The organism is Brochothrix thermosphacta DSM 20171 = FSL F6-1036, from assembly GCF_036884295.1.
Lineage (GTDB): Bacteria > Bacillota > Bacilli > Lactobacillales > Listeriaceae > Brochothrix > Brochothrix thermosphacta.
The window spans coordinates 1,650,548-1,669,091 of the sequence record NZ_CP145608.1 but is presented as its reverse complement, the minus strand read 5'-3'; the positions used below and the strand labels follow the sequence as shown (position 1 = coordinate 1,669,091).

At 36.2% G+C, this 18,544-nt stretch carries 18 protein-coding genes, 1 tRNA gene and 1 other annotated feature; of the genes, 16 read left to right on the top strand and 3 right to left on the bottom strand.

The genetic code is table 11. The annotated features are described in order from the left end of the window. The first annotated feature begins 10 nt into the window (after nt 1-10). The 9 genes from V6S17_RS08400 (at nt 11) to V6S17_RS08360 (ending at nt 6,322) form a co-directional block, all read left to right on the top strand. On the top strand, nt 11-1,120 hold the full coding sequence (locus V6S17_RS08400; RefSeq protein ID WP_029092209.1) for a metallophosphoesterase: 1,110 nt from the start codon (nt 11-13) through the stop codon (nt 1,118-1,120). A gap of 18 nt (nt 1,121-1,138) precedes the next feature. Beyond that, nucleotides 1,139-2,704 (top strand): phage baseplate upper protein, encoded by a 1,566-nt coding sequence (locus V6S17_RS08395; protein ID WP_051536004.1) that lies wholly within the window; start codon nt 1,139-1,141, stop codon nt 2,702-2,704. Nucleotides 2,705-2,747: 43 nt separating this feature from the next. Then, nucleotides 2,748-2,900: an XkdX family protein gene (locus V6S17_RS08390; RefSeq protein WP_141690182.1), complete on the top strand. Its 153-nt coding sequence runs from the start codon at nt 2,748-2,750 to the stop codon at nt 2,898-2,900. Next, complete coding sequence (locus V6S17_RS08385; RefSeq protein WP_029092208.1) at nt 2,900-3,121, top strand: hemolysin XhlA family protein; 222 nt, start codon at nt 2,900-2,902, stop codon at nt 3,119-3,121. Before V6S17_RS08390 ends, V6S17_RS08385 begins: the two co-directional genes overlap by 1 nt. Before the next feature lie 12 nt (nt 3,122-3,133). Next, entirely contained in the window at nt 3,134-3,409 is a 276-nt protein-coding gene (locus V6S17_RS08380) for a phage holin (protein ID WP_029092207.1), read from the top strand. 3 nt (nt 3,410-3,412) lie between these two features. Continuing rightward, complete coding sequence (locus V6S17_RS08375) at nt 3,413-4,225, top strand: N-acetylmuramoyl-L-alanine amidase (protein ID WP_029092206.1); 813 nt, start codon at nt 3,413-3,415, stop codon at nt 4,223-4,225. A 180-nt stretch (nt 4,226-4,405) separates the two neighbouring features. Next, nucleotides 4,406-5,245, top strand: coding sequence for a glycoside hydrolase family protein (locus tag V6S17_RS08370; protein WP_069124597.1), 840 nt, complete (start codon nt 4,406-4,408; stop codon nt 5,243-5,245). A 125-nt stretch (nt 5,246-5,370) separates the two neighbouring features. Beyond that, complete coding sequence (locus V6S17_RS08365; RefSeq protein WP_029092205.1) at nt 5,371-5,847, top strand: peptide-methionine (S)-S-oxide reductase; 477 nt, start codon at nt 5,371-5,373, stop codon at nt 5,845-5,847. 187 nt (nt 5,848-6,034) lie between these two features. After that, the gene (locus V6S17_RS08360) at nt 6,035-6,322 is read left to right on the top strand and encodes a bacteriocin immunity protein (RefSeq protein ID WP_029092204.1); all 288 of its coding nucleotides are present in this window, start codon (nt 6,035-6,037) and stop codon (nt 6,320-6,322) included. A 520-nt stretch (nt 6,323-6,842) separates the two neighbouring features. Here the strand turns inward: V6S17_RS08360 and V6S17_RS08355 are convergent. From V6S17_RS08355 to V6S17_RS08345, 3 genes are all read right to left on the bottom strand, one after another. Beyond that, the gene (locus V6S17_RS08355; RefSeq protein ID WP_029092203.1) at nt 6,843-7,088 is read right to left on the bottom strand and encodes a hypothetical protein; all 246 of its coding nucleotides are present in this window, start codon (nt 7,086-7,088) and stop codon (nt 6,843-6,845) included. A gap of 759 nt (nt 7,089-7,847) precedes the next feature. Further along, nucleotides 7,848-7,921 (bottom strand) — tRNA-Arg (locus V6S17_RS08350). A gap of 190 nt (nt 7,922-8,111) precedes the next feature. After that, the gene (locus V6S17_RS08345; protein ID WP_029092202.1) at nt 8,112-8,411 is read right to left on the bottom strand and encodes a hypothetical protein; all 300 of its coding nucleotides are present in this window, start codon (nt 8,409-8,411) and stop codon (nt 8,112-8,114) included. Nucleotides 8,412-8,494: 83 nt separating this feature from the next. Between V6S17_RS08345 and V6S17_RS08340 the strand changes: the two genes are divergently transcribed. The 7 genes from V6S17_RS08340 to V6S17_RS08310 all read left to right on the top strand — a co-directional run bounded on the left by V6S17_RS08340 (nt 8,495) and on the right by V6S17_RS08310 (nt 18,541). Then, the gene (locus tag V6S17_RS08340) at nt 8,495-9,355 is read left to right on the top strand and encodes a hypothetical protein (RefSeq protein WP_029092201.1); all 861 of its coding nucleotides are present in this window, start codon (nt 8,495-8,497) and stop codon (nt 9,353-9,355) included. Nucleotides 9,356-9,489: 134 nt separating this feature from the next. Further along, nucleotides 9,490-10,770, top strand: coding sequence for a trigger factor (gene tig / locus V6S17_RS08335; protein WP_029092200.1), 1,281 nt, complete (start codon nt 9,490-9,492; stop codon nt 10,768-10,770). A gap of 257 nt (nt 10,771-11,027) precedes the next feature. Next, entirely contained in the window at nt 11,028-12,281 is a 1,254-nt protein-coding gene (gene clpX, locus V6S17_RS08330; RefSeq protein ID WP_029092199.1) for an ATP-dependent Clp protease ATP-binding subunit ClpX, read from the top strand. A gap of 100 nt (nt 12,282-12,381) precedes the next feature. Then, on the top strand, nt 12,382-12,963 hold the full coding sequence (gene yihA / locus V6S17_RS08325) for a ribosome biogenesis GTP-binding protein YihA/YsxC (protein ID WP_029092198.1): 582 nt from the start codon (nt 12,382-12,384) through the stop codon (nt 12,961-12,963). Nucleotides 12,964-12,974: 11 nt separating this feature from the next. Continuing rightward, nucleotides 12,975-14,288 (top strand): glutamate-1-semialdehyde 2,1-aminomutase, encoded by a 1,314-nt coding sequence (gene hemL, locus V6S17_RS08320; RefSeq protein ID WP_029092197.1) that lies wholly within the window; start codon nt 12,975-12,977, stop codon nt 14,286-14,288. A gap of 30 nt (nt 14,289-14,318) precedes the next feature. Then, nucleotides 14,319-14,534: a binding site (T-box leader), on the top strand. A 41-nt stretch (nt 14,535-14,575) separates the two neighbouring features. Continuing rightward, nucleotides 14,576-17,215 carry a valine--tRNA ligase gene (locus V6S17_RS08315; protein ID WP_096699469.1) on the top strand — a complete coding sequence of 880 codons (2,640 nt, stop codon included), beginning with the start codon at nt 14,576-14,578 and terminating at the stop codon, nt 17,213-17,215. Nucleotides 17,216-17,233: 18 nt separating this feature from the next. Then, nucleotides 17,234-18,541 (top strand): bifunctional folylpolyglutamate synthase/dihydrofolate synthase, encoded by a 1,308-nt coding sequence (locus V6S17_RS08310; protein ID WP_029092195.1) that lies wholly within the window; start codon nt 17,234-17,236, stop codon nt 18,539-18,541. Nucleotides 18,542-18,544 lie beyond the last annotated feature (3 nt).

Here is an 18,544-nt window from a genome sequence, read left to right as displayed (position 1 = left end):
GAGGTTGGAAATGAACAAGCAAAATAAACTAGTTTACCAAACGACAGTTAATATTGAACAAGAATTATATCGTGTTAGAGATGCTGTTAATAAGTTAAGAAAGCCAAATAGTGTTGTCGTCCCTTTTTTAACAGATACTCATGCAGGTGTAAGAAATAAAAATCTTAGCTATTTAAAGAAAACAGGATACGATCATATGGAAAACCTTGTGAATCTTACCAAAATTTTAAATTGTGACTATGTTGTACACGGAGGCGATGTGATTGATGGGAGTTCTCTCACTTTAGCGGATGTACATCTGTCTTTTGAAGAGACTGTGAAACGGTTGATGGAAATTGAAGTGCCTGTTTTTATGATGCGAGGCAACCATGATGATAATTCATTAGGTGATTCTTATTTAGCAAACGATTTATCACATGTTATTAGTTTTGATACGCTTAAAAACTATTTATTTGATAAAAGGTTACACAAAAGTAAATTGATTGATAATCCTTTAGAACCAGGTGGCTCATATGGTTATTATGATGATGAACGTAATAAAATCCGCGTATTCTTTTTCGATAGTTTTAATACACGTCAGGAGTTGCTAAATGGTGATTATAAATTCCCATTAGTTTCTAGCAAAGGTTGTTTTGCCAATACACAGCTAAATTGGATGGCAGATAAAATGAAGCGGATTCCAAGTGGTTATAAAGCTATGATTTTCAGTCATACAGGTCTGGTTGACTATCGTAATAGTAACTCGATTATACATCCAGAAGTGCGCAATGCTGGAGCTGTTCAAGCTTTACTAAAAGCATTTGAAACAGGCTCTAAACTTTCATATAAAGGAACAGATAAAGATTTTCCTATTCAAGTTGATATTGATTTTGGAGGAGTTGCGACTAATGTTTTGGCATGGATTAATGGGCATGTACATGGAGATTATCTAAAAGAAATTCCTCAAACAAAAATCCCTTCGATTGCCAATCTATGTTCTAAACCAGATAGCACAGAAACGTATCAATATCGTAAGTTTGGGACTATCTATGAGGATAGTTTTACTGTGTTTGTTGTAACACCCACACAGTTAGATTCAAAAATTGAAATGGTGAGATTCGGAGCAGGAAGAATCATCTAATAAAGGAGTGGAAAAATAATGGTAGTAAAAAAAATAAAATTTAATCATCTTGATGTGAACGCTGACTTAAAACCATTATCAGATTTAAATGTTGAGTTCTATGATCAAGATATAAATACTTCAGTGTTGCGTTTTAAATTAACTTATTTTGAAAAAGGGATAGACTTATCTTCAAAAAAAATTAATACGTACATTTTTTTAGTGGCGGAAGATGGTAGCAAAGTAAGTGATTATTTAGCTGTATTTAATGAAACAGAAGGTATTGTCAGCTATACAATTCCCAAAGACTTTTTAAAACATACAGGGCGTGTAAGAGGACAAGTTTATCTTTATCAACAAGATAATATTATAGTAACCCGTGAGTTCTCATTTATGATTAAAGCTAGTTTAGTTAATAGTTTTAGCTCTGAAACAAAGGTTGAGTATATTAAAACTTTTGATGATTTAGAAACAGTTGTCAAAAGTAAAGTGATTGCCATTGAAGAAGCAATTAAAGGTGGAACAGATTATGTGTCACAAATGATTGAAACAGTAAAAAATGGAGAAAAAATCATCACTGATGTATCTAACAATGCGATTACGACCGTTACAACTAAAACTGATACGTTATTACAAACAATTGCAGATAATAATGTCGCTTTGAAAAAAGATACCTATATTTACACAGATGGAAATGGTTTTAGCAGAGAAGTTTCTAAAGGAGAAACTGATTGGTATAGAATTACGGATGCAGGTAATTATAGTATTACAAAAGAGGAAATGTCGATAAATGCGCCACCTAAAGGCGATTCTTTTAATCTTATTGTAAATACAAGCTCGCCATCATTACGTGATTTAACAGCAGTGAACTCTGTGTCCGGTGCTATATACACAAATGTGTTGTCAAGTAGTGGTTGGAGCGGATGGAAGCAACTGTTGAGAGATGTGGATACGAGCCATTGGCAAAAACAAGCAACAACAAACGAAGATGGAACTTCCATCAATATTTCAGGCTATAATTTACTTGATGTTGAGGACATCAAAAATTTTGATGGTTATGTTACAAGTGCCTTAAACGCTCCTATAAATATAACTTCAGGATACGTTAAACGTAAATACCGTAGCGGGTATATTGAAATTGTATTTGCACCACATTCAGGGAAACAGGTTTATCGTAATTCTTATAACGCAGCTGCAAAAGTTTGGGTAGGATGGGAAAAAAATGTCAATGCATCTGAATTAGCTGAACTAAAAGGTACAGATACAGGTTGGCAACCTTTAAAATTAATTAATGGTGTAACTGCATCGGTAGCACCTATGTATCGATTGTATAGTAACAATAATATTTATTCGCTCAGTTTTAAGGGAACTATGAATGCATTTACAAATAGAGATACTGTCATCGCCAAATTACCATCAACTGTGATAGAAAAACTGGATAGATCGCTTACATTCCTCTGTCTTACGTCTGTTAATGCAAGTACAGCCAGATTTAATCGCTGGATTGTAGAGTTAAATGGAGATGTAAAATTTACTGCTAGTAATTACAATACGGATGGTTCATCTGGTGCATGGAATCCGTTAGATATTACATTAACAATTTAAGGTATTAATGAATAAAATCAGAAAATAAAGAGGGTGTTTTATAATGTATAAAGTAGTGGGAAATGCGTATAATTCGGGTCGATACACGATGGATAATTTACGACTGTTAGTTGTTGCTAAAATGCTAACAACTCAACAATTTGAAGAGCTAACATCATTTGGTTTTTATCTGAGTGAGATGGGCGATGGTGATTGATGGAAAAAGATATCGAAACTGAAATTTTAGTGAAACTTGCTAAAATTGAGGAGAATACAAAAGGATTAGACGAGACCACAAAGATTGCTGGTACAGCTTTTCACTTAGCAAAAGAACTTGAAAAGCGTCAGGATCGTATGGATATTAGTAATAAATGGTCGTGGGGATTTATTATCACGCTAGGTATTACTTTAATCGGCTACTTTTTAACAAAATTATAGGAAGTGATAGTAGTGAAAAGTTATTTAGGTATCAATTGGAAAGTTCGTATTAAATCAAAAATATTTTGGATGGCCTTTATACCGGCGATTCTTTTTTTATGCTCAAAATTGTTGGTTTTATTTGGAATAGTGTTTGATTTTACACAAATTGAAGAACGATTATTGGATATAGTAGGAGCTGTTTTTAGCATCCTTGTTTTGTTAGGTGTTGTTGTAGATCCTACCACGATAGGTGCCGGAGACAGTGAACAAGCACAACGGTATGATGAACTGAGGGGAGGTGAGTAAGTAATGAAAGTTATTAATAATGCGGTCTGTCGCGGAGTCGCAGGCAAACGTATTGGCAATGTTAAAGGTGTTGTTTTGCATAATACATGGGACAACAAGAGTGCAAACTCACATATTGAGCGGTTAGGGAAAATGAATAATAAACAACTTGAGGAAGGTTTTGCACACTATTATGTGGATGAAGAGACAATTGTACGCGTGGAAGATACATTCAATAAAGCATGGCATACGGCTAACGTAGAAGGTAATGCTTACTATATCGGTATAGAAGTAAAAGGAAATCGTCAAACAACAAAGCAAGTTTTTTTAAAAGCTGAACAAAATGCATTTAAACAAGCTTATGATGATTTAAAATACTATAACTTACCAATCAGCCGTAATACTGTACGTTTACATTGCGAATTCACTGCAACAGAATGTCCTAAACGATCATTAATTGAGCATTGTGGTTATGATAGTAATCAAAAACAACCTCAAGCGGTAATTGATAAACTGAAAGATTTTTTTATCGCTCAAATTAAAAAACAGGGTAATACGGATACCATTAAACCACCTGCTGCTCTCAAACCACAGGAAGTTAAGCGTGTGGCGGAAAAAGGTATATTTTATCCTAATACAAGAGTAGCAATCAAACATACGCCTACACTTAAAGCTAAGCAAGAAGCTACGCTAGGTAAAGGCGAGTCAGTTATTTATGACAGCTATGTTAAATCAAATGGTTATGTTTGGGTATCCTATATCCGAAACAACGGTAAGCGAGGCTATGCGTGTTCTCGTGATGTTAAAACAGGTAAAGCTTACGGTGAATTTAAATGAAGTAAGCGAGGAGTTTTAAATCTAGTTTGATGTATTAACTAGATTAATTTAACATTTTCGAAAAGGATGTAAGAAAAATAAACTATTATCTATAGAACAATAGATAATAGTTCTATCTTAATTGATATGAATTCATCATTAAACAAAACTACAAAATTAGAATGAAATGAGGAATATAGAATGAATATTAGTAAAGTTGGTTTAGATTTAATTAAAGAATATGAAGGATTACGCTTAACTGCTTATAAACCAGTTGCGAGTGAGCAATATTGGACAATTGGTTATGGACATTATGGCCCTGATGTATGGGCTGGACAGGTCATTACCCGAGCTCAAGCTGACGCTTATTTACGCAGTGATGTTCGGAGATTTGAGAAAGCAGTGAACTCAGCAGTTAAAGTGAGTATTAACCAAAATCAATTTGATGCGTTGGTTTCTTTTACGTATAACTTAGGCGAAGGGACACTGTATAGCAGCACTTTACTACAATATGTCAATAAAAAACAGTTTGGAAATGCTGCAGATGAATTTTTACTATTTGTGAATGCAGGCGGACAACCATTACCAGGGCTAGTACGTCGCCGTAAGCAAGAAAGAGCGTTGTTTTTAAAAGCTTACAATGCCATTTTATGGCGATATGCACGCGAAGATTTAAATTTACGAACAAAAGCAGATTGGAATTCTAGTGTAGGAGCAACGGTACCCTTGGGATATGCTGCACAGATTAATTACGGAGTACAATCAAATGATTTTGTGCAAGTCATTTTCCGAGAAAAGAAATATTGGTATAAGGAGAGTTTAACACTTTATTGGTATGATCAAGACCCAGCAGTTGTGTATACAGTAGTTACCGAAATTGGCTTCAGAGGACAGTCGAAATGGGATAGTAGAATTGTTGCTAAACGTAAAAAGGGAGACAAGGTCCGCGTGGTAGGAACATCACAAAATGGATGGCTTAAATGTGTTTTAGATGACACAGTAGGCTATATTCCAAACAATAGCATGTATTTAGTTAAGTAAGTAGAAAGCTCGTATCTTAATTGATACGGGCTTTTTTTTGTGTATTCCAGTATAATTCATCGTATAGTATTGTTAGTGAGAGTTAGTTGAATTAACTCAATCCCATAAAAGATAGGATGTTTAATATGGAAGAAATATATTTAGCAGGTGGATGTCTCTGGGGTGTACAAGCTTTTATCAAAACGATACCAGGGGTGCATAAAACAGAAGCGGGCAGAGCAAACGGTAATAGTGATAGCTTAGAAAATCAGTATGATGGTTATTCGGAGTGTGTAAAAATAACGTTTGATTCTCAAACATTAACAGTGGAAAGTTTAATGACGTATCTATTCGAAATTATTGACCCATACAGTATCAATAAGCAAGGTGAAGATATTGGCGAAAAGTACCGAACAGGCGTTTATAGTAAGAATAAAAAGCATTTGGAAGCAGCGCAACATTTTATTGACATACGCGATGATGCAGATCAAATTGCAGTCGAAGTCTGTTTACTGACAAATTATCTCCGTAGTGCTGAGGAACATCAGGATCGATTAGATAAATTTCCCAACGATTATTGTCATATTCCTGATATGCTGTTAAAAAAATATCGTAAAGTTTAATAAGGATCGAAAAAACTCTTTTTTTACAGAGGAAATTTGTAGCAGGTATTTTATTTGTTGTGTTAAAACAGTGCATTTAGGACTATTGCTGGAACATTTTTATTGGCTTATAAGATTTTAAATTCCAATTGTGGTAACATTAAGTTATAGATTCGAATAGATGCATATAATGAAAAGAGGCGTAATTATGGTAAAGTGGTATGGATCAGGTCAAGAGAGAGCTTCAGAAGCATTAGTGATTATTTCAAAAATAATTAACGCTTTGACAGTTGAAAATCACCGCCCATTAGTCTCTATTTTTGAAGAAGCATACAGAGAGTTAGAAAAACCAACACAATCACCAACACTTATTCTCAGTAGATTACAATTAAGTGTAAGTGGATGCTTAACTAAAAATGAAATTGTTTTACCTCGTGAAACCCAAGAATTATTGTCACAATTATCGTCGTTATCCTATATTAGGTATGGGGGTTAATCTCTTTATGCTGTGGAAATAATAAATAATTACCATTGTAAAATGAATATATTCATAAGGAGGTGGTTGTCATTGCAATAACAGTTTGCTATGTAGAGGCGATTAGTGTCGATGAGTTGGAAAACAAAGTGAAAGAGCGTTTGCATGAATTACAGCTTGACCATGAGGTAAAAGGAGTAAACACTAGTGTAACATTTACTAACTATGGAACTCGAGAGTATCTAGCTCAAATAACTTATGTAAAATAAAATGAAATCGGGCATCCAAAAGGATGCCCGATTTCATATCCTAAATTAGGAATCGCTGCATTGAAAAGTTATTAAATGAAGTTTGAATAGAAGTGACTAATCAAAAACGAAACAAGTTATGAGTGGTTTTGTTAAAGGAAAGTTTACCATACGGGTGTTTGAAAGGATTTTTGATTAGAAATTTAATGTATCTTAATGTATGATACGATATTAGTATTTGAACTCTTATTTTTTATTTTCAATACATAATATTATAAATAATAAGTGGAAATCTATTTAATAAGAGTAAGAAAAGGTATTTGTTCAATAAAAGTTTTTCCATGGACAATTCCTTTTTCAACAAGTTCCTCAGCTGTTTTGAAAAATTGTGTGTCTGAATTAGGCGCTGTCAGCAGGTAACTTTTTTCCTCGCCATATAAACGTGAAATCCACCATTCTTTGCCATCCAAATAAAATGGTAGCTCTTGGTGATCATCTACAATGTCTTTTCTGAAATCTTGCCAGATTTTTTGGTCCATTTACACTTCACCTCCTAATATCCTTTTTCGTTAGACCACCCCAAATTATGACGATGTGGTACTTTAGGATTTTTTTTAATTTCTATGGTTTGAATAATGGATATCAGTTCTGTACTTTTCCACTTTCACCGTAGTATCTTTTTAAATTTAATTTACCATATATATCTGTTGAATAATATGATTTTCGACTTGTAGCAATATTATTCATCGAATGGAAATACACGCTTGTTCATTTCATTTTTGATTTATTTCTATAGGTATCATTGAAAAAGAAATAAGTACTGTTATGTTAGTATTTTAGAAGATATTAATTATAATACAACAGAATTTGAGACATTTTAAAAATATCCAACTGAATCAGAAAAGAAAATATTAGATGAAATTCTGAAAGAATTGAAAAAGATTAGACAGTCAAAAATTGATTCCAATGAGATTTTTAAAGATGATGGTAATTAAAAAAGCACCCATGTAGGGTGTTTTTTTTTGCTTATTTTTATAATCGTGTACCGAGAATAAATATTTTACGTGGGTCATATATTGTAAGACCGATAAAGAGAAAAAGGGGTGATACTATGTGGAATAAAATAAACGTGTGTATCGAGATTGCCTATAATATTGTTCGTTTGGTAGTTTTAGTGGTTGCATTGTTTAAGTAGTGGGATTTTGACACTAAAAAATATTTTGACATTATTTTGACATTTCACAAACAAAAACCCTCCCAACCGCTTATGTATCAAGGGTTAGGAGGGTTTGTAATTATGTCCTGAGAGGGATTCGAACCCACGACCGATGGCTTAGAAGGCCATTGCTCTATCCTGCTGAGCTATCAGGACTAAATGTGCAACAAAGTTGTACTCAACAAAACTTATTGTATGATTTTATTGGCTAAATGTCAATAGTTAAAGCGGAAATAATGAAAAACAGATGGTGACAAAGGCTGATTTGGTTGAGATACCCACACCAACATTATCGTCCATCTGTTATATCATAAAAATAGTTAAGGTATTAATGTGTTAAGTGCTATTACTTAATATCACTCAAATAAAAGAGCAGTTTTAAATAATCTTTTGGTTCTGTGATTGTGTAAAGACGAATATCGCTGTGAACTTGTGATTGAATTGTAATAGTATCTGCTTGGTAATTGGCAGTGATCGAGCCAATTTTGGCATCAGATAACATATCGTAGATAGTGAAAGACTGTCTGTGAGAAACTTCGAGGTGTTTACGGATATGAATATTGCTACTAGATAGATGATTGATAGTATGCAGGACTTTCTCAAGTCCTTCGCTTTTACTATCATTGAGAGCTTTTAGCGTTGACATTGAATGACCTCCATAAGATAATGTGACGTATAGACCTGTACCCGTATTGAAAGAGACTAAAACGTAATAAGAGGAGGTTGGTCATGAGTTCTGAAGAAGATCGTATGCTGAAAAAAATGCTGGTGTCTGCTAACCGTGTAGCGCCTGAAGATCGACAAATTACCAATTTACTCATAGATATTTATCAAACTGAAAGCAAACATTATGAGGCGATTCAAGTAGGTGAGCGCTTCATGCGAATTGTTGCAACAGATATTGATATCATAGAAAAATTAGCAGCGAGCTACTTGAAAAGTGGTCGTATTCGTGAATACCAACACTGGTTAGAGGATTTAGCGATTGTCGAAGAAACAAAAACGATAGAAGCAGTTGAACAAACGGATAATCTAACGTATATGAGTGCGAGTTTCGTGATACATCCACATATTCAATTTGCTCGTTGGCCGTTGCATGACCAATTAGGTTTTTTGGAACGCGGTAGCTATGTGCAATTAAAAGGCTATTTTCAGGATATCCATCAATTATTACAAGATGAAGGGATCACAATGGAGCAGCGTGTTGCATTGATAGAAGCATTGCATCGTTTGGAGGATGTTTCTCAATATAAGCTTGTAGTGATGGGAGAAGAAGTGACTGTTATTCCAGCACAAATCGATTTACGAGTAGATAATACTTTCTATAATAGTTTAATTGAGAGGGTAACCGTTGAATTGGAAAATGAGAATCCCTCGTTAGCTCAAGAAGTAGAAACTGTTATTCGACGACATCAAACCGCTACTTATCCTCTAACGCCTGATTTTGGAACAGTCAATGAATGGTGTGAATCCTATTTAGAATGGTTTTATCGTCTTAATCAAGAACCGTTAGATAATGCGGATGTGTCTCAAGAAGTGCTTAAAATTGATGAAGTAGAACGGTACGCCTTAGAAAATATGTCGTTTTAGTAATTATCAGTTGAAAAGACGACGTATGATAGTATATACTTGTATAGGTTGAACTTAAAACAAAAAAATATATAAACGAGCGTTAGCATGAAATTAAAGAACTGACGTTCACTATTTATGGAGGGAATTATATAATGACTGCACAATGGACGAAACAAGAAGGTAACGAAGGTAAATTAACTATCACTATTCCGAAAGAGGACGTAAAAGTTGCTCTTGACGAAGCGTTTAAAAAAGTACGTAAAACATTAGCACCAAAAGGTTTCCGTAAAGGTAAATTACCACGTCAAATATTTAACCAAATGTACGGTGAAGCATCATTATATAACGATGCATTAGACATCTTATTACCAAAAGTATATCCTGCAGCAATCGACGAAGTAGGTATCAACCCAGTAGCATCTCCAAACGTTGATATTGAAAAAATCGAAGCTGACGCTGACTGGGTTATCTCAGCAATCGTAACAGTAAAACCTGAAGTTAAATTAGGTGAATACAAAGGTCTTAAAGTAGATAAAGCTGATGTTGAAGTATCTGACGAAGATGTTCAACATGAATTAGCTCATTTACAAAGCCACCAAGCTGAATTAGTTTTAAAAGAAGATGCAGCTGCTAAAGGCGATACAGTCGTAATCGATTTTGATGGTTACTTAGATGGCGAGCAATTCGAAGGTGGAAAAGCTGAGAACTATTCATTAGAATTAGGTTCTAACTCATTCATCCCAGGATTTGAAGAACAATTAGAAGGCAAAAAAGCTGGCGAAAACGTTTCTGTAAACGTAACATTCCCAGAAGATTACCAAGCAGAAGACTTAGCTGGTAAAGCTGTAGAATTCAAAGTTGCAATTCACGAAGTTAAAACAAAAGAAGTGCCAGAATTAGATGATGAATTAGCTAAAGATATCGATAACGAAGTTGAAACGCTTGCTGAATTAACTGAAAAAGTTAAAGCACGTTTAACTGAAGATAAAGCGACTAAAGCTGTTCAAGCTAAAGAAAACCAAGCTTTAGGTCAAGCTGTAGAGAACGCTGAAGTTGACGTTCCTGAAGTAATGATCGAACAAGAAACTGAAATGTTGAAAAAACAATTCACTCAAGATATCGAAGCACAAGGTTTAACTACTGAACTTTACTTCCAGTTCACTGGTCAAACTGAAGAAGCTTTAAACGAGCAAATGGCAACAGATGCTGGTGGACGTGTGAAAACTAACTTAGTTTTAGATGCAATTGCTAAAGCTGAAGGCATTGAAGTAACTGAAGAAGAAGTTAACGAAGAAGTTGCACGTTTAGCTGAAATGTACAAAATGGATGTACCAACTGTCCGTATGGCATTAGGTGACCTTACAACTGTTACTGAAGATTTACAAATCCGTAAAGCAGTTAAATTTGTTGTTGATAACTCAGTAGAAGCGTAAACTGATAAAATAACATATTGAAAACACTGTCGCCTTGTAGGAAGATACCTTTCCTACAAGGTGTTTTTTATTGCTAGAAATCAGTAAATGATGATTGTGACAGGCGTTTGAAATAAGCTGTTTGATTGTAAGTGTTTTAGTTGCAAGTTAATACATCAATGAGTATAGTTATGGTAGTATAAAACATTATTCGAAAGAGAGATATTGCTAAGCAATTACTTTCTTTAGGTAACCAGTTGATTTAAGGAGTGACGTACGTGTCAAAATTTGATGAAAAAAACCAATTGAAATGTTCATTTTGTGGTAAACCACAGGATGAAGTTAAAAAATTAATTGCAGGTCCAGGCGTTTATATCTGTGATGAGTGTGTTGATTTATGTAATGAAATTATTATTGAAGAGTTGGAACTGGCACCAACAGCACCAATTTTTGAAGAATTACCAAAACCAAGTGAGTTACGTTCAACATTAGATGAATATGTTATTGGGCAAGATCGTGCAAAACGTGCATTATCAGTTGCCGTATATAACCACTATAAACGTATCCAAGCGACTGCTTCACAAAGCGAAGGCGACGTTGAATTGCAAAAAAGCAACATTTGTTTAATCGGACCTACGGGTAGTGGTAAAACATTGCTTGCTCAAACATTAGCTCGCGTGCTAGATGTGCCATTTGCAATAGCAGATGCTACAAGTTTAACTGAAGCGGGTTATGTTGGAGAAGATGTTGAAAACATTCTCTTGAAACTTATTCAAGCAGCTGACTTCGATGTAGAACGTGCTGAAAAAGGGATTATTTATATCGATGAGATCGATAAAGTTGCCCGTAAATCAGAAAACACTTCTATTACACGTGATGTGTCTGGTGAAGGTGTGCAACAAGCATTGCTTAAAATTTTAGAAGGTACAGTTGCAAGCGTGCCACCTCAAGGTGGACGTAAACATCCTAACCAAGAATTTATCCAAATCGATACAAGTAAAATTCTCTTTATCGTTGGTGGTGCTTTTGATGGTGTTGAAGATATTGTTCGTAACCGTCTAGGTGAAAAAGTAATTGGCTTTGGTAAGGAAAGCGTTAAATTTAATGAGAATGAATCATTAATGCAAAAGGTTGTTCCTGAAGACCTCTTGAAATTTGGTTTGATTCCTGAATTTATCGGTCGATTACCTGTTATGGCAACCTTAGAGTTGTTAGATGAGCCAACGTTGATTTCAATATTGACGCAACCTAAAAATGCTTTAATCAAGCAATACCAACGTTTGTTAGAGTTAGATGAAGTTGAACTTGAAGTCACTGAAGATGCTTTAAGTGCAATTGCGCTATTAGCAATCGAACGTCGTACTGGAGCGCGTGGTTTACGTTCAATCATCGAGCATATTATGCTTGACGTAATGTATGAAGTGCCAACACGTGAAGATGTTATTAAATGTAAAATCACTGCTGACGTTGTGAATGAAAAAGCACAACCAATCCTTATTCTAAATGATGGTTCAGAAGTAGCAATGGCATAGCGATTGTTAGTTTTGTAGTGTATAATGTAAAATGAGCAAGTAAATAAGCTAACTACCTTGTGCATGTTAAAGCAAGGTAGTTTTTTTAAGGAGCGAGACGATGAAAGTTAATCAAGTAGAATTATTAATCAGTGCTGTCCGACCGGATCAGTACCCTAAAGCCTTATTGCCAGAGTTCGCTTTAGCAGGTCGTTCGAATGTCGGGAAATCGTCATTTATCAACCGCATGTTACAACGAAAAGCAATGGCACGTATCTCATCAAAGCCTGGTAAAACACAAACACTTAATTTTTATGAAGTTGAAAAGAAATTAATTTTTGTTGATGTACCTGGATATGGTTATGCTAAAATTTCTAAAAGTGAACGCGCCAAATGGGGCGTAATGATGGAAACGTATATGACAGATCGAGCACCGTTACGTGCGGTGATTCAAATTGTAGATATGCGCCATAAACCATCGAATGATGATGTAACGATGTATGAGTTTCTGAAACATCATGGTATCCGTGTCATTATTATTGCGACAAAAGCAGATAAAATTCCAAAAGGTCGCTGGCAAAAAAGTATTAAAGAAATTAAAGAAACACTTGGTTTTGACCCAGATGATAATATCGTTATGTTTTCATCTGAAACTGGTTTAGGAAAAGACCAAGCATGGAAGATTATTGAAAAATTCATGTAAGGGGTGAGTAGATGTCGAAACGTAACATCATAAAATCGCAAACAGCTTTCAAAGAGGCTGTGACTAAAATGCCAGGTGGTGTAAGTAGTCCAGTTCGTGCATTTAACTCTGTTGATACAGATCCTGTTTATTTTGATCGTGGCAAAGGCGCGTATTTATACGATATTGATGGCAACAAATACATTGATTATGTATTATCATGGGGGCCTCTTATTTTAGGGCATGCAAATGATAAAGTCGTGCGTGCTGTTCAAGAAACGGCAGCAAAAGGTATGAGTTTTGGCGCGAATCATCTCAGTGAATTAGCATTGGTTGACGAAGTTATTAAACGTGTACCATCTGCAGAATCAGTGCGTTTTGTTAACTCGGGTACTGAGGCGACAATGAGTGCGCTTCGTCTTGCTAGAGGCTATACAGGACGTGATTTGATTATTAAATGTGTCGGTAGTTACCACGGTCATGGCGATTCGTTATTAATCAAAGCAGGATCAGGAGTAGCAACTTTAGGCTTACCTGATTCTCCCGGTGTGCCTAAAGGAACTGTTCGTGATACTATTACAGTGCCGTATAATGATTTAGAAGCTGTTGAAGCGGTTTTCAAACAATATAAAGATCAAGTAGCGGCGATTATCGTTGAACCGGTTGCGGGTAATATGGGTGTTGTTCCACCAGTAGAGAACTACCTTGAAGGTTTACGTGAAATTACTAAACGTCATCAAGCGTTATTGATTTTTGATGAAGTGATGACAGGGTTCCGCGTTGGAATAAATTGTGCACAAGGGTACTTCGGTGTAACTCCAGATTTAACGTGTTTAGGTAAGGTTATCGGTGGCGGAATGCCAGTAGGTGCTTATGCAGGACCACGTGAGATTATGGATAATGTGGCACCAAGCGGCCCCATTTATCAAGCAGGAACATTATCAGGTAATCCTTTAGCGATGACTGCGGGTGTGGAGACATTGCGTCAGTTAACGCCTGCTGTTTATGATGATTTTACAATTCGAATTGATCAGTTAACAGACGGTATAAAAACAATCGGTAAAGCACATCAAATTCCTGTAACGGTTAATCGTGCGGGGTCAATGTTTGGCTTTTTCTTTGCTGAAGGACCTATCGCTAATTTTGAGGATGTGAACCGTGCCGATTTAAAACTGTTCAGTCATTATTATCGTGAAATGAGTGAACGCGGTATTTATTTACCTCCTTCTCAATTTGAAGGTTTGTTTATCTCAACAGAACATACAAAAGCAGATATTGATACAACGTTGAATGCGATGGAAGATACCTTTAAACAACTCCAATTATTGACGAACAGCGCTCGCTAGTGCTACAATAATGGAAACATAAATAGTAGACCAACAACGATGATGAGGAAGAGTAAATGGGTGGATTAGTATAGAGAGGAAACGGGTGCTGGAAGTTTCTCTAATTGCCGATTGAACGTAGCCTTTGAGTTGCTTTTTTGAACTAATAGTAGAAAAAGCCGGTGCGAGCCGTTACAGAAATGAAGTGCTAAACGTTAATCGTTTGGTATAAAGGTGGTACCGCGGAATGCTCTTTTCGTCCTTTCTAGGATGATTAGAGTATTTTTTTATGCGCAGAAAGGATGATTATAATGACAGAAAAACAAACATTAGCAACAAAATATGAACCACAATCTATTGAAGAAGGCCGCTACGACTGGTGGGTAAAACAAGGCTTTTTTGAAGCAACAGGAGACACAGCTAAGAAACCGTTTAGTGTTGTTATTCCGCCACCCAATGTAACAGGTAAATTACACTTAGGACATGCTTGGGATACGACGTTGCAAGATATTATTACACGTCAAAAACGTATGCAAGGTTACGATGTTTTATGGTTGCCAGGTATGGACCATGCAGGTATCGCGACTCAAGCTAAGGTTGAAGCGAAACTACGTGAAGAAGGCGTCACACGCTATGATTTAGGACGTGAAAAATTTGTTGAACAAGTATGGGATTGGAAAGAAGAATATGCCGGTCATATTCGTCAACAATGGGGTAAATTAGGTTTAGGTTTAGACTATTCTAAAGAGCGCTTTACATTGGATGCAGGTCTTAATACAGCTGTTAATAAAGTGTTCGTTGATCTTTATAAAAAAGGTTTAATTTATCGTGGGGAACGTATCATTAACTGGGATCCAGCAGCTAAAACAGCATTATCTGATATTGAAGTTATCCACAAAGATGTAGCCGGTCACTTCTATCATTTGCGTTACCCGTTAACAGATGGTTCAGGTTTCTTAGAAGTTGCGACAACTCGTCCTGAAACGATTCCTGGTGATACAGCTGTAGCAGTCCATCCAGATGATGAACGTTACCAAAAATACATTGGTAAAACAATTAAATTACCGTTGATGGACCGAGAAATTCCAATCATTGCTGATGAATATGTTGAACGTGAATTTGGTTCAGGCGTTGTTAAAATCACACCCGCACATGATCCTAATGATTTTGAAGTAGGTGAACGTCATGATTTACCGCGTATTATTGTTATGCATGAAGATGGTTCGATGAACGAGAATGCTGGTAAATACGAAGGTATGGACCGTTTTGAATGTCGCAAAGCGATTATTAAAGATTTTGAAGCGCTTGATCTTGTTGTGAAAATTGAAGATCATCCTCATTCAGTGGGCCATTCAGAGCGTACAGATGCAGTTGTTGAACCCTATTTATCAAAACAATGGTTTGTTAAAATGACGCCGTTGGCAGAACAAGCATTGGCTTTACAAAAATCGGAAGATAAAGTTAACTTTGTACCTGACCGTTTTGATGCCCAATATGTACGTTGGATGGAAAATATTCATGATTGGTGTATCTCTCGTCAATTATGGTGGGGACACCAAATTCCTGCTTGGTACAATGAAGCAGGCGAAATTCATGTTGGCATGGAAGCACCAGCTGGCGAAGGTTGGACACGAGATAACGACGTATTAGACACATGGTTCTCTTCTGCTTTATGGCCATTTTCAACAATGGGTTGGCCGGAAGAAGATGCCGAAATGTACAATCGTTATTTCCCAACAAATGTATTGGTAACTGGTTATGATATTATTGCTTTCTGGGTGTCACGTATGATTTTCCAATCAGTTGAATTTACTGGCCGCCGTCCCTTTGAAGATGCACTGATTCATGGTCTTGTACGTGATGAAGAAGGACGTAAAATGTCTAAATCATTAGGTAATGGTGTGGATCCAATTGATGTTATTGAGAAATACGGTGCGGATTCGTTACGTTACTTCTTAACAACAGGAACATCACCGGGTCAAGATTTACGTTTTAGCTATGAAAAAGTAGAAGCAACGTGGAACTTTATCAATAAAATTTGGAATGCTTCACGTTTTGTAATGATGAATATTGAAGGTATGGAAGCAAAAGATATTGATTTGAGCAACGTAACAGATGTAAGTGATCAATGGATTTTAACTCGTCTAAATGAAACTATTGCGAAAGTAACTGAGCTATCTGAACGTTATGAGTATGGTGAAGTAGGTCGTCACTTAAATAACTTTATTTGGGATGATTATTGTGATTGGTACATTGAAATTAGTAAAATTACTCTATACGGTGAAGATGAAGCATCTAAAGCAACAACGAAAGCTGTTTTAGCTTACGTATTAGATAATATTTTACGTTTATTGCACCCATTCATGCCGTTTGTTACTGAAGAAATTTGGCAACAACTTCCTACAGAGGGCGAAACAATTGTTACAGCTGCATGGCCAACTGTGCGTGAAGAGCTTAATAATGCAACAGCAGCAGATGCAATGAAATTGTATGTTGAAGTGATTCGTGCAGTACGTACGATCCGTACAGAAGTAAATACACCGTTAAGTCGTCCGATTACAATGATGATTAAAGCAAAAACACCAGAAATTAAAGCGTTATTACTTGAAAATCAATCATACATTGAACGATTCTGTAATCCTGAGTCATTGACGATTGATACAGAATTAGAAGTACCGACGCAAGTTATGACAGCTGTTGTAACAGGTGCTGAAATTTACTTACCACTTCAAGGTTTGATTGATGTTGCAGCTGAAACAGAACGTTTAACGAAAGAGCTCGATAAATTAAAAAATGAGGTTTCTCGTGTACAAGGTAAATTGAAAAATGAACGTTTTGTTGCAAACGCACCTGATGAAGTTGTGGTGGCAGAGCGCGCGAAAGAACAAGATTATTTAGAGAAATACGCATTAGTTGAACAACGTATTGCTGATTTAGCAAGTCTGTAAATAAAAAGGGTGAAGACGATGACATTACGATATGAGGAAGCGGTGGATTGGATTCATTCACGCTTACGATTAGGTATTAAACCAGGGTTAGAACGGATGTTGTATCTGTTAGAACAATTAGGACATCCAGAACAGAAAAATAAATGGATACATGTTGCTGGTACGAATGGCAAAGGTTCCACTGTTTCTTTTATGCGAACAGTACTGCAAGATTCTGGTTATGAGGTAGGGACATTTACTTCTCCCTACATTGAAAGCTTTAATGAACGTATCAGTGTGAATGGTGTTCCGATTAGTGATGAAAGTATCGTAGCGTTAGTTGAGAAATTTCAACCAATCGTTGAGGGAATGCAAGATAGTCCTTTTGGAGAACCGACTGAATTTGAAGTTGTCACCGCGATGTTTTTTGAGTATTTCGCAACGATGCACCCGATTGATATCGGTATTGTTGAGGTAGGACTAGGGGGACGCTTAGATTGTACGAATGTCTTTACGCCTCTATTGTCTGTCATTACTACGATTGGAATGGATCATATCGGCATTTTAGGTGATACATTAGCTAAAATTGCATCGCAAAAAGCGGGTATCATTAAACGAAATGTGCCAGTTATTTCTGGCGTCACGCAGTTGGAGTTACAACCGTTATTCCAACAGTGGGCTGCTGAGCAAGAGGCTCCCTATTATGCATCTGGTGCTGATTTTAAACTAACCGCAGTTGCAGATGACCGTTTCCATTTTGAAAATAGAGAAAATCGTTTAGCTGATATTGAAGTAGGCTTAGTAGGTGCGCATCAATTACGAAATGCGGCTGTTGCTATTCAAGCGCTGCTGCTGTTGCCGGAGCATTATTCGAATATAACAGAAGCGACCATTCGAAAAGGTATTGCTCGAGCGTCTTGGCCGGGTCGCTTTGAAAAATTGAGTGAAGCGCCAGTTCTTATTATTGATGGTGCACATAATAATGAAGGAATTGAAACGTTTGTTCAAACGATGTCAACAGAATACCCGACACAAAAAAGTTATGTGCTCTTTTCAGCATTAACAGATAAACCAATTGACCAAATGATTAGCCGTTTACAGACTTGTTTTGCTGAAAACGTTATTCTCACTACATTTGATTACCCACGAGCATTAACTGCAGCGGAGTTACAAGTGAAGTCAGAAAAGTTAAACGTTCAGGTAGAAGTAGAATGGCAAAGTACGCTGCTCGAACTGATAAATAAAGCGAAAGCAGAAGCAGCTATTGTTTCAATAACAGGCTCACTCTACTTTATTGCTGAAGTAAGAGCCTTCTTACTAAAGCGTATCGCTGCAACAATTAAATAGAAT

Coding starts and splice junctions, on each gene's coding strand:
- V6S17_RS08375 (WP_029092206.1), top strand. CDS start 3,413: ATGAAAGTTATTAATAATGCGGTCTGTCGCGGAGTCGCAGGCAAACGT.
- V6S17_RS08385 (WP_029092208.1), top strand. CDS start 2,900: ATGGAAAAAGATATCGAAACTGAAATTTTAGTGAAACTTGCTAAAATT.
- V6S17_RS08390 (WP_141690182.1), top strand. CDS start 2,748: ATGTATAAAGTAGTGGGAAATGCGTATAATTCGGGTCGATACACGATG.
- V6S17_RS08355 (WP_029092203.1), bottom strand. CDS start 7,088: ATGGACCAAAAAATCTGGCAAGATTTCAGAAAAGACATTGTAGATGAT.
- V6S17_RS08400 (WP_029092209.1), top strand. CDS start 11: ATGAACAAGCAAAATAAACTAGTTTACCAAACGACAGTTAATATTGAA.
- V6S17_RS08340 (WP_029092201.1), top strand. CDS start 8,495: ATGAGTTCTGAAGAAGATCGTATGCTGAAAAAAATGCTGGTGTCTGCT.
- V6S17_RS08345 (WP_029092202.1), bottom strand. CDS start 8,411: ATGTCAACGCTAAAAGCTCTCAATGATAGTAAAAGCGAAGGACTTGAG.
- V6S17_RS08310 (WP_029092195.1), top strand. CDS start 17,234: ATGACATTACGATATGAGGAAGCGGTGGATTGGATTCATTCACGCTTA.
- V6S17_RS08370 (WP_069124597.1), top strand. CDS start 4,406: ATGAATATTAGTAAAGTTGGTTTAGATTTAATTAAAGAATATGAAGGA.
- V6S17_RS08365 (WP_029092205.1), top strand. CDS start 5,371: ATGGAAGAAATATATTTAGCAGGTGGATGTCTCTGGGGTGTACAAGCT.
- V6S17_RS08395 (WP_051536004.1), top strand. CDS start 1,139: ATGGTAGTAAAAAAAATAAAATTTAATCATCTTGATGTGAACGCTGAC.
- hemL (WP_029092197.1), top strand. CDS start 12,975: ATGTCGAAACGTAACATCATAAAATCGCAAACAGCTTTCAAAGAGGCT.
- V6S17_RS08360 (WP_029092204.1), top strand. CDS start 6,035: ATGGTAAAGTGGTATGGATCAGGTCAAGAGAGAGCTTCAGAAGCATTA.
- tig (WP_029092200.1), top strand. CDS start 9,490: ATGACTGCACAATGGACGAAACAAGAAGGTAACGAAGGTAAATTAACT.
- yihA (WP_029092198.1), top strand. CDS start 12,382: ATGAAAGTTAATCAAGTAGAATTATTAATCAGTGCTGTCCGACCGGAT.